General features: G+C 57.9%; 7 protein-coding genes and 2 pseudogenes. 6 read left to right on the top strand and 3 right to left on the bottom strand.

The genetic code is table 11. The annotated features are described in order from the left end of the window. The first annotated feature begins 243 nt into the window (after positions 1-243). Positions 244-1,455, top strand: coding sequence for a helix-turn-helix domain-containing protein (locus SY26_RS12995; RefSeq protein WP_046000813.1), 1,212 nt, complete (start codon positions 244-246; stop codon positions 1,453-1,455). A 162-nt stretch (positions 1,456-1,617) separates the two neighbouring features. Next, entirely contained in the window at positions 1,618-1,875 is a 258-nt protein-coding gene (locus SY26_RS12990) for an iron-containing alcohol dehydrogenase (RefSeq protein WP_198143157.1), read from the top strand. Between the two features lie 150 nt (positions 1,876-2,025). On the opposite strand, the gene SY26_RS20565 is transcribed toward SY26_RS12990, so the two are convergent. From SY26_RS20565 to SY26_RS21625, 3 genes and pseudogenes are all read right to left on the bottom strand, one after another. Next, positions 2,026-2,964 carry a glycosyltransferase gene (locus SY26_RS20565; protein ID WP_084693833.1) on the bottom strand — a complete coding sequence of 313 codons (939 nt, stop codon included), beginning with the start codon at positions 2,962-2,964 and terminating at the stop codon, positions 2,026-2,028. A 578-nt stretch (positions 2,965-3,542) separates the two neighbouring features. After that, on the bottom strand, positions 3,543-5,405 hold the full coding sequence (locus SY26_RS12985; RefSeq protein ID WP_084693832.1) for a relaxase/mobilization nuclease domain-containing protein: 1,863 nt from the start codon (positions 5,403-5,405) through the stop codon (positions 3,543-3,545). Next, positions 5,392-5,970: pseudogene (locus SY26_RS21625) on the bottom strand (helix-turn-helix domain-containing protein). Before SY26_RS21625 ends, SY26_RS12985 begins: the two are co-directional and overlap by 14 nt. Before the next feature lie 551 nt (positions 5,971-6,521). On the opposite strand from SY26_RS21625, the gene SY26_RS12975 reads away from it, so the two are divergent. The 4 genes and pseudogenes from SY26_RS12975 (at position 6,522) to SY26_RS21620 (ending at position 10,528) form a co-directional block, all read left to right on the top strand. Beyond that, entirely contained in the window at positions 6,522-7,289 is a 768-nt protein-coding gene (locus SY26_RS12975; RefSeq protein WP_084693831.1) for a ParA family protein, read from the top strand. Further along, positions 7,279-8,016, top strand: a complete 738-nt coding sequence (locus SY26_RS21190) for a hypothetical protein (protein WP_157020490.1) — start codon at positions 7,279-7,281, stop codon at positions 8,014-8,016. The genes SY26_RS12975 and SY26_RS21190 overlap by 11 nt, the downstream gene beginning before the upstream one ends. Positions 8,017-8,103: 87 nt before the next feature. Beyond that, positions 8,104-9,340 (top strand): annotated as a pseudogene (locus SY26_RS12965) (IS3 family transposase). 834 nt (positions 9,341-10,174) lie between these two features. Beyond that, the gene (locus SY26_RS21620) at positions 10,175-10,528 is read left to right on the top strand and encodes a hypothetical protein (RefSeq protein WP_046000808.1); all 354 of its coding nucleotides are present in this window, start codon (positions 10,175-10,177) and stop codon (positions 10,526-10,528) included. The last annotated feature ends 2 nt before the right edge of the window (positions 10,529-10,530 follow it).

Below are 10,530 nucleotides of genomic sequence, written 5' to 3'. Positions count from 1 at the left end.
CATTAAATGACCGTTTGCAAACAGATGCAACGCCGATATCTGCGTCTGCCGTACGGAAGTCTAGATCCTCTGCATCCATCAGGGGACGGAAATGGGCGGCTTCGTGCGCTCTCAGGGCCGTATTCCAAGGCCTCGGGATCTCCTCTGCCTGAGTGGCGGAATGGTGGTGACTTCGGCCAATATCTGAAAGTACTAGGCAACTGCAGAATGCTGGCAATATGCTAAACTGTTGGCGGCATAATCATGGGCTATCAGATGGATGTCGGATCGCTTCTTCTGAGTGCCGAGACCCACGCCGCGAGGGTTGAGGGCATCCTCCTGGCCGACCCCGCCCTGGCTGCACTGTGGCGGATGGAGACGAGCCTTCTGGAGGCTGCCGCCTCGGTCGGCCTCGAAGGCGAGCGCATCTCCACGCAGGGGATGGTGCTTCGTCTGACCAGCGGCACGGCGGTGGAAGAGGATGCCCGGGCGGTCGAGATGGCCCTGAAGCTTCTGGTCGTCATCCGCCGGCCCGGAGACCCGTTTGGCGCGCCGATAGCGGCGCTGCGCCGGATCGAGGCGGCTGCGGCACCCATCGGGCAGACACGCGATGAGGGCGATCGCTTGGAGGATGCGGAGCTGCCCTTGGTCGTGGAGGCCAGTCGCACCTGGTCCCACGTTCCGATCCTGGCGGGATGGCGTGCGGCGGCCAGCTATGCCTTCCGCTCCCGACGGAGCAGCCCGGTGGCCGAGCGGCTGATCTTCATGGCCGTGGAGGGTGCCGCGCGTCATCTGCAGGGGCTGTCTCCTGATAAAAGGGCTAGCCGCGATGAGCTGGACGAGAGGGCAGGGGGCCTGCTGATGCCGGCGGCTGCCGTGTGGATCGTGCCGCCATCCGTGTCGCTGACCCGCACCGGCTTTCGGGTCTGGTCGCCGATGACCGGGCTGGCCACGTTCCTGGAGGCCGCCACGCGGAGCCTCTCTCATGACCTCGGTCATCTGGGGACCCTGCGCCATGAGCTGGCGCGTCTCTCGGCCATGGCGTCGTCTGCACACGGGCGGTCGCGCCTTGGCGACTTGATCGCCTATCTGAAGGCGCAGCCGGTCGTGAGCTCGGCGATGGTCATGGATCATCTGGGGGTGACGCGCCGGACGGCCCTGACCCTGATCGGCGAGCTCGTCGATGGTGGCTGCCTCAGCAATCTCACCGCCCGAAGCACCTCCCGGTTCTGGGCGCTGCCGTCCCTTGCCGCGCGGATGGGACATGCGGGAGGGGCGGGGGCGGTTCGGGGTGATGTATTCGTCAGCCGCAAGGGGCCGCGCGAACGCTTGAAACAGATCGGTGCCTTGGAGCGGATAAAGGGAGGGCGCGACGAGGGCCAACTGGACCGGATCATGGCGGATTTTGATGCCGCGATGTCGGGCCTGGATGATGTCGTGCGCCGGGCGGGGGGTCGAGAGCGGAAAGACGAGTAGATCCTGCAGCGGTCAATTCTTTGCATGTCTGGAGACGCACGCTGTGCGGTAGAGGTATCCTAAGGCGGAACTAAGAACGTCGAGTGTGAAAGACTCAGTTCAGGAGGGCGCGCAGCAATGAATTCAGAGCTTGGACCATTCAGTTACGACACGGTAGCTGGAATGCTGGTAGAATGGGGCGGTGCGCAGCGCCTTGGGACATTGCTGTCGGAGTGGTTTGAGCAGCGCAAGCTGCTGATCGTTACTGACCGCTTCCTGCATCAGTCCGGCCTTCTGGATCTCGCCAAGGTATCGCTGCAATCGGCAGGGTTCGAGATAACCGTCTTTGACGATGTCGTCGCCGACCCGCCAGAAGATGTGATGATCGCATGCGCAACGATAGCCAAGGTGACCCGGTTTAAGGAAAGCGGGACGGGCTAGCAGATCCGGATAAACTTTGCCCTGCGAGATGCCGCAGGGCTCTGATCCTGTTTAACCCCATAACCCCGGTTGATCCCATTCCCCTGCTGGGCGCGCCATATAACACCCAAAGGGAGGGGCATTGCCCTAGGTTGAATTAAATTATATGTTTTAAATTCGTGTTACAGAGGGATGCACACGACCTAAATACTTAACTGCCATTCGTTTTATTTTATTATTAGATTCAGGCTGATTATTTATTAAGTTAATATCAGCTTTATGTAAGGCAAGCGCTCTATTTTTCATAGGTATACGTAGAACGCCTCCCTCAAGAAAATCTTTCTGCAGATGCTGAGGTGTTTTTTTCCATATGGTTCGGCGGATATGTCGGATAGACGCTTTTAGATCAAGCTCACGACGCAACCAACCTCTTCCAAAGCCCAAATTACGCGTGGTTTCTTCTTCATTTTGCGTCCAGACAGCAAGTTTCTCGCGGCATATATAAATCGGCTCCACTACCATACATGTTCTAATATACTCATCAAGCGCAGGAATGGTATCTGTTTTAAATGATAATTCTTGCCGAATATTTTTTGACCAGAATGCTCCCCCGTTTGAAATTCCAATTCCACCAAAAAGTGAAAGGTGGAATTCCTCTGGCTGATACACACGCTCATCAAATGTCCCGTTAAGTATACCAAAACTGCTCAATCGATTTTCTGTAACATAATCTATAACTTGATTTATCTGACATATAGAAACGCCATTTTGTTCAATGATTTGTATGCCCCTGTCAATGAAATTCTCTTTAATCTGATTATCATCCTCAAGCATAAAAAAATAATCTGCTGAATATTGATTCTCAAGCCGGAAGCATGCATCCAAGTTAGCAATTAAGTATTGTTGAGGTCGGTTAGAAATATATTTAATGCGAGGATCGTTTATCTCTTCTATTACTTTTTGAGCAGATTTATCTGGGCAATCATCACGAACCTCACAAACCCAATCTTGGTGTGTTTGCGCTTGCAAGCAATTAAGGGCTCGTTTTAGCTGAGAAGGGCGGCGATAGGTAGGGGTGCGAACTAAAACTAGAGGCATAGTACTTTCCATTGTTTAGAACTAGTTTATATTACCAGTAAATTCTGTTTAGCATAGTTGACGAGCTATGGCTTGATAGACGTATTTTATAGGAGAAAAAATGCTAAGAACTATAGATCTTTCCCCTCCTGTAAAGCGTGGTTCATTTTATATCGCCAGCTATGTCCCTTAGCATTGTCTGGAGCGTCAGGATCTGTGATGATTATCCGTGGGTCTTGCCTTACACCGAAATTTGTTTTACTTATAGTAGTTCCTTTCCCATACACAGTCCTGCATTTGGAAGCGGCTGCGGACCCGAAAAATTGTGCATGGCGGCAGCCTGTTTTTGCCCGCTCTGAGTGGGCTATTAGGACAGGTAAGGCCGGGGCTGAGCCAATCTCGGGGCAGGCTCACATCTGTTTCCGATGCAGCAGCCTTACAGATTGGCTGCTTTTTATTGCCGTAGAGGGCGCCCCGCGTCACGCACAGGGACGTGGCTCAAATCTAAGGGCTACGTGATGAATTGGAAAAGACGTCAAGCTGCTGATTTCTGATTGGAAATAATTTAGGTGCAGGGTAAACCCGTCTTAGTTCTGACGCTAAGTCAACACTTATTCATGGCCGCCTCCTTCATGGCCGCGTTCCTGGCGAACGCGGTCACGCTCGGCGGTCAGCGCGTCGCTTACGCGGTCGATGCCCTGCTGCGCGGTCGGATCGTTGCTGGCGCGCAGATAATCCCGCGCCAGGGTCAACTGGTCCTCCCGATCCCCGACACCGCGCAGAACCGCCGCATCGCCGTTCTTCAACGCCGCCAGTTCCTCACGGGTCAGCAACCGCTCGATGGCCTCGCGCAGCTTGCGTTCATCTTCGGCACCGACGGGGTTGGCGTAGCGGGCCAGCTCAGTGTGATCGGTGCCTGCACCATCGCGCGACCCGATGGACGTGACGGGCGCCCGCTCCTGCGCATCGGCCTCGCGGACACGTTCGATCTGGGCGGCGGCATCATGGCCCGGCTCGGACGTCTCGATCACCGCCCCACGCTGTGCGGCCGCGCGCTGATAGATGGCGTCATCGACGCCATAGTCAGCCGCCACCCGGTCATAGGCCGTATCAACAACCGCGATAGCCTGCTCCAGCTGCGCCTCATCGCGCAGATCAAGCCCGCGCAGATCAGCGACAGCCTGCAAATCCTGCTGGACCCACCGGGTTTCCAGAGCCGCGGAATTGGCCGCAACCCGCATCCGGGCCTCCACCTCGACCGGATCAATGCCGGTCCCGTCCAGGGCTGCACTCAGCTTGTCGCGGCCTTCCAGCGCGAAACGCGTGTTCACCTCCTGGACGTTCTGCGCCGAATAGATGCCCTCCGCGCTGGCCGCCTCGCTCAGGTCGCGCGACCGGGTGCCAAGCGGTTGCATATGCTCGACCGAGGACAGCGCCTCGGACAGCTTGCGTTCCATGGCGGGGCGCTGGTTCGGTGCCGCGTCGGCAATCCGCACCTCCGCGTCATCAACCGCGCGCCGCAGCCCCTCTGCGGCTTTGTCAAAATCATCCTGGACGGACATGTAGGGTTCTCCCTTGGATACAATGACGCCGCCCTGGGACAGGACGGCTGATGCCTTCTCAAATGCGGTAGCCAAATCCTGCAAATTCGCTTGCGAGGCGTAGCTCGCAAGGTCGCGATAGCGCAGGGACCAATCGCGGACCTCCTCGGTGGCACGGCTCAGCGCGTCACCGGTCCGAGGCTTGCCCGAAGGGGCCTCGAAGGCAGTGCCTGTCGTCACAGCCTTTTCCTTTGCCCGCCGCCACTCGCCATCCGTGGGGGGGTAGTTGATATGCCCGCGCTGCAAGCGCGTCGTGGCCTCAAGCTGGATGCCATAGCGGGCGGCATGATCCACCATCGCCTCCTTGAAGGCCTGGTAGGTGTATTCCGTGCCCTGACGGAGGGTGAAGTAATCCCCCGGCTCCCTGCCTCGCCGGTTGACGATGATATGGGCGTGCGGGTTCTTGTTCGGGCTGTCGGTATGGACGGCCACCATGTAGTCGAACCGCCCGCCAAGCTTCTCCTTGCAGATCTCGCCGGCGATCAGACTGACATGCGCGGGCTTGGCCCCGCGCGGAAACGACATGATCACGTGGGTTGTCCGGGCCGCGTTCATCTGGCCCCGCCAGTCGTCGGTCCAGCGCGATACGGCACGCTTGATCTGCTCCGGCGTCAGACGCTTCTCACCGTCCAGAAGACCGCGTGAATCATGCACGTCCACGCTCTTGCTGAACAGGTAGCTGAACTGCGCCGACAGCTGCCCCCTGGAGGCACAACCGCCCGTGCGGATCATCTTGAAGACCGCGGGTGATGCCCCCTGCGCCGCGCGCGCCATGTGCCGGGCACCCGACAGCTGACGGCCACCCTTGATCCTGTCCCAACCGTCCTCGAAGAGCCTGGTGGAGACACCGGCAACGGCATTAGTCCGTCCCATGTTCCGACCCCTTCATTCCGGCCACGAAGCGGCGGACCGTCTCCGAGGCGCGCTTGCCTTCCATCTCGCGGACCTGGGCGGACACACCGTCGATGTGACCCAGAAGATCGCTGAGAACCTGCTGCTGCGGCTTGGTCAGCTTCAGCTTTTCGCCCCGCCGGACCTCGTAGTTCTTGGTGGCGACCAGCTGGTTCACGTTCCGACCGATGGCCGAAAGCTCCCGCGCCACGTCGCGCAGGGCACCGGCCAGGTCAGGATCAGGCTCCAGAAAACCGGAAGGCACGGAACACACGCGCCGCAGGGCGTCTGCCCGGCTCTTCAAACCAAGCCGTCCCGTGAACGCATCGAAGGCCAGAAGCCTGTCCCGATCCACCGTGAATGAGACAGGYGCRGTGCYKKTWYCSRMMACYTTGGCCTTGTCGTGGAAGCTGCGAACGGCGCGGTAAATGGTCGGYCGTGTCACGCCATAGGTCTTTGCCAGCACGGCCACGGGCACGCCAGCACGGACGGATGCGACGATCTTTCTCTCGTCGGCAGGCGTGATCTTCTTCGTTCTTCCGGCCATGTCCAAATTGTAAAAAATTACGGTTGCATTTCTTACCAATCAACCACGCGACCCTCGCCTAAAAGTCGAAGGCCGTCAAGGAATTCGGCTTTTAGGCGAGGGTCGCGTTCAATTCGCCTGGACTGAGGGTGCCGCGAAGCATGCACCCGAAGAAYGGCCGMAGAGGCCSWCASRRGGCCGACAGGGGGCCATCTCGCMATTYTRGSTAGRKMGGTAAGGGTSSAGMCCRAACAGGGCGCTCAGCGGYCATTAYAGGRACWAAACMGRMTRCGGTCTTACCCAGGGCGTCCGCTCATGCAGATCACGGGCAATTMKTCAYAATTMGGCGCAAGRKRCCYTACCTGCCACCTGAMTCAACRCTCTACCAACCACCTTACCRAACACGTTACMAMCYACCSCACCGGACACTTTATCTWTTACGTTACCYAACACCTTACCCAMTGCATTACCTATTACCTTACCTRTTGACAGAATGTCGGCGCAGGCAACAGAACGAGGTCAACGAGGGGCCGTCCTGCCATGGGATCAGGCCGATTGAAGGGGATGATCAGATGGCAATTGTGCTTGGACTCATGAGYAAGAARGGCGGAGCCGGAAAATCCACCATCGTCAAACTGCTTTCATCCGCAGTGACCCATGCCGGCCATAAGTGTCTGGTGATCGACCTCGATCCGAACAAGGACATCCTGACATGGTGGGCAGTTAGCAAGACCAACGACCTTGCCGAAGATAACTTGATTGTCCGAACTGTCTCTCCAGACAGGGACCTGTTCGATTTGATCGACGAATACGATGATAAGGTGAAATTCATCATCATCGACACAAAGGGCGAGGGTGTGGATTTTGGTGTCGATCTTGCCAGTGTTGCAGACGCACTGATCATTCCATGCCTCAACGCAAAAGCTGACCGTGACAGAACGCTTGAAACGATCAACTGGCATAAGGATCTGAAAGCCAGAGCCGAAGATCTAAGCAGAATACCCCCGCTGCATGTTGTCATGTCTCGGGTCAATCCAAAACTATTAACCCATGTAAAAGGCACACCCAAACCAGACGGCGTCGGTGTAAGGGAACTTGAAAGACACTATGAGATAATCGAGCAACTAAAGCCGCTTGATATTATGATCCCTGAAAAGCCAATATACCAAGAAATAGAAGAGCGTGGAGCGCTTGGCATGATCATAAAGGAGCATAAAGACCGAACTGACGCATCGTCAAAAATGAAGCTTCGGCACTTTGAAGCGGCTATGGCACTGGCTATTCTGCTTGGCAATTGCATTTTTGAAGAACGAAAAATGAGTGTGACCAATGGCTCGTGAAAGAATCAAAGTTACCCGACCGGACGCTACGGGCTTCGATGAGGTTGTCAAACCCGTCAGAGACCGTTCTGATTTCACGACCCTCAAGGTAGACTCTATTGACGCGTTCGAGAAAAAACGCAGGCAGTCGGAGCAGGTTCAAAAACCTGTATCAACAAGCGATGCTCCGGTAGAGAGCATGACGACTGGCGAAGAATCTGGAAAACTCCAAGAACCCGTCTCGGAAAGTGCTGGTGATCCTCGACCTGCAACAAGTCTTGCTCGTAAGAAATCTATCTCCAAAAATGAGAAGAGGGATCGACCTAGCAATAGTGCAATGCCAAGGGTCGAGAAGAATGAGCTTGTTGAACTCAGCCTGCCCCCGCGCCGCAGACCGGATGGGTATATAAACTTGTCATTACGGCTGCGCGTCCTTGGTCGCCACGCCGAAGCACTAAAGGTACTTGAAGATAACGGCGTAGATGTGCGTGATGTTTTCCGCACGGCTTACCGGAGCATCCCGCCCATCAATTTTATCCCCCGCTACGTTCCGCAGGTTGCGGAGCCAAGTGGACCAGGAAAGTATTCGTATCGCATTGGTCCGCCCGTATTGCAGGCTACAATCAAAGCGATTGAGGCACAGGTGAGGGGAGGGGCGAATGCCTCTCGCGCCAGCCTTTTGCTAGGTCAGATCGAGCCGGTGTGGTTTGAAAAACTGGATTTGACTATCAAGGAATATACAAAATGATGAGCCGGCTTGGCTGCGCCATGGTCTGCCCCCTGAAAAGTGGTCCTCCCTAAGGTATGGCTTTTGAGCCATTTGGAGGATGCAGGAATGCCCCAGAAAAAGCACAAGCCGGAGGAGATCGTCGCCAAGCTCCGGCAGGTCGACGTGTTGGTGTCGCAAGGCCAGTCGGTGGCCGAAGCCGTGCGGTCGATCAGCGTGACGCAGTTCACCTACTATCGGTGGCGCAAGGAGTTCGGTGGGCTGAAAACCGACCAAGTGAAGCGATTGAAGGAGCTGGAGAAGGAGAATGAGCGGCTCCGGAAGGCCGTCTCTGACCTGACGCTCGAGAAGCTCATCCTTCGGGGTGAGGCCCATGGGCCGAACGCATCGGGAAACTTCTGAGCCCCGCCCGCCGCCGTGCTTGCATCGAGCATGTCAGGCAGAAGTTCCGGATCTCGGAACGGCTCGCCTGTCGCGTGCTCGGGCAGCATCGCTCGACACAGCGGAAAGTGCCGAGCGGACGGGCCGATGAAAACGTACTGACGGCCGACATCATCGCGCTCGCCTCGCAATATGGGCGCTACGGATACCGCCGGAGTTGCCGGTGGTTGCGCCACTGGTCCAAGCGACCACCGGCGACGCCCTTCTGCGCGAGGCCGGTTGGGCGGTGAACGTGAAACGGGTCGAGGGGTCGGACGCATGCGTCCGACGGCGGCGGGAGGGGCTGAAGGTGCCACAAAAGCAACCAAAGAAGGGTCGGCTCTGGCTGAACGACGGGTCATGCATCCGTCTGCGGCCAGAGCGTTCGAACCATGTCTGGTCCTACGACTTCGTCGAAGCCCGGACCCACGATGGAAGGAAGTTCCGCATGCTCAATCTCATCGACGAGTTCAGCCGGGAGTGCCTGGCAATCCGGGTCGACCGGAGGCTCCGATCGACCGACGTCATCGACGTCTTGTCCGATCTCTTCATCCTGCGCGGTGTGCCGGATCATATACGGTCCGACAATGGCCCGGAGTTCATCGCCAAGGCGGTGCGGGAATGGATCGTCGCCGTTGGCGCGAAGACCGCCTACATCGAGCCGGGGTCCCCCTGGGAGAACGGTTACTGTGAGAGCTTTAATTCCAAGCTCCGCGACGAGCTGCTGAACGGGGAGATCTTCTACAGCCTCGCTGAGGCGAAGATTATCATCGAGAGCTGGCGCCGCCATTACAACACCAAGCGCCCGCACTCATCACTGGGGTATCGCCCGCCAGCTCCCGAGGCCATCCGGTGGCCGGCTTCGCCATCCGGAGCCGCTTCGCCGGCCACCCCAGCTGTAGCGCCAAGACCCGTAATGCACTAAGACTGAAACCGGACCACCCGATAGGGGCAGGCCAGCAATCCTACCCTTCGTCCGTTGTGTCAAACAGCGTCTGACCGTCGAACTACATTCTGACCGCTGCCTGTTTTAGGTCGACGGCGTGATGTTCGAGACGATCCGTCCCGCCGACATGGCCAACGGCTTCATCTGGGATACGACCATCGACGCGTATGTTATGGCAACGATCGAGCGGTATCGCTCGTGAGCAGGGTGGTCCGCTGCCAACTACGCTGAGCCAAGCAGCATGACCGTTCACGGCTTCCTTCTACCCTCGATGCCGTGAGGCATAGAAAAAGGGCCTCGCCTTCTGGCGAGACCCTGCTGGGTAATCCGGGCACTGGTTACGAATACGTCTGCACAACTTGCTGCAATGCAGAACCGTTCCGTATATTTTGCTTTAATATGTTTGGTCGGTCAGGCAGCCACCCCTCCCAGAACCACTGCCCGACTGAAGGCGAAGGTAGCGCCATTTTCGGTCCCGCGCGCCTGTCTAAATTGGCACATGGTTACCGGCGAAAGAACGGCCCCCGGAAGGGGTTTCCGGGGGCCTCCGCAAGACGCCGATACACCCGCCTAATATAGGCTGAGTGAGGGATAACCCCGACTATCGGACACGCCTGGCGTTCGGATTTGCAGATGGTGCATTTTTGACATTAGCACGGTTTATCCAGCTGTCTGCACTGATTTGTTCATTATCCCTAACCCGCTGCGCGCGGGCTTCTTTGCGCCCGGTCGCCGGGCGTGAACCCCACCCCATTCCACGGAGGCCGCGATGGCTGATGACACCACCTGCCGTCACACGGCCGGGGTGATACCATGAATGAGCTGATGACCCTCGTCCGGGAGGTGGGCGGCGGCCTCGCCGGTGTCGTGATCGTCGTCCAGGGCTGGGCAACCTGGATCCAGTACAAGCGCAACGGCGAGCTGCTGGCGAAGCTTCCCGGTGCCCAGGTCGTCGGCCACCGTGATTTGGGCGCCACCCAGTGCCCCGGCTTCGACGTGCGCAGCTGGTGGGCCGCGGCCAACGCCCGGCCGCCCGTCATCGCCAGCATCCCGGCGAGGCCCCTGCCCTCCCCAGCCATCCCCGTTGCCACCGGCCCTGCCAAGGGCGCGATCTACATCCTGGCTACGCTGGCTGCCGCCGCGCTGGCCTTCTTCGGAGTGAAATGACC

Origin of the sequence: Paracoccus sp. 228, assembly GCF_000967825.1 — a bacterium.
Lineage (GTDB): Bacteria > Pseudomonadota > Alphaproteobacteria > Rhodobacterales > Rhodobacteraceae > Paracoccus > Paracoccus marcusii.
Note: the sequence above shows the minus strand (reverse complement) of the source record. Positions and strands in the feature narration are given on the sequence as shown.

What these genes read in the sequence shown, in the direction of transcription:
- SY26_RS12995 (WP_046000813.1), top strand. Translation starts at nt 244, where the DNA reads ATGGGCTATCAGATGGATGTCGGATCGCTTCTTCTGAGTGCCGAGACC.
- SY26_RS12990 (WP_198143157.1), top strand. Translation starts at nt 1,618, where the DNA reads ATGCTGGTAGAATGGGGCGGTGCGCAGCGCCTTGGGACATTGCTGTCG.
- SY26_RS20565 (WP_084693833.1), bottom strand. Translation starts at nt 2,964, where the DNA reads ATGGAAAGTACTATGCCTCTAGTTTTAGTTCGCACCCCTACCTATCGC.
- SY26_RS12985 (WP_084693832.1), bottom strand. Translation starts at nt 5,405, where the DNA reads ATGGGACGGACTAATGCCGTTGCCGGTGTCTCCACCAGGCTCTTCGAG.
- SY26_RS21190 (WP_157020490.1), top strand. Translation starts at nt 7,279, where the DNA reads ATGGCTCGTGAAAGAATCAAAGTTACCCGACCGGACGCTACGGGCTTC.
- SY26_RS21620 (WP_046000808.1), top strand. Translation starts at nt 10,175, where the DNA reads ATGAATGAGCTGATGACCCTCGTCCGGGAGGTGGGCGGCGGCCTCGCC.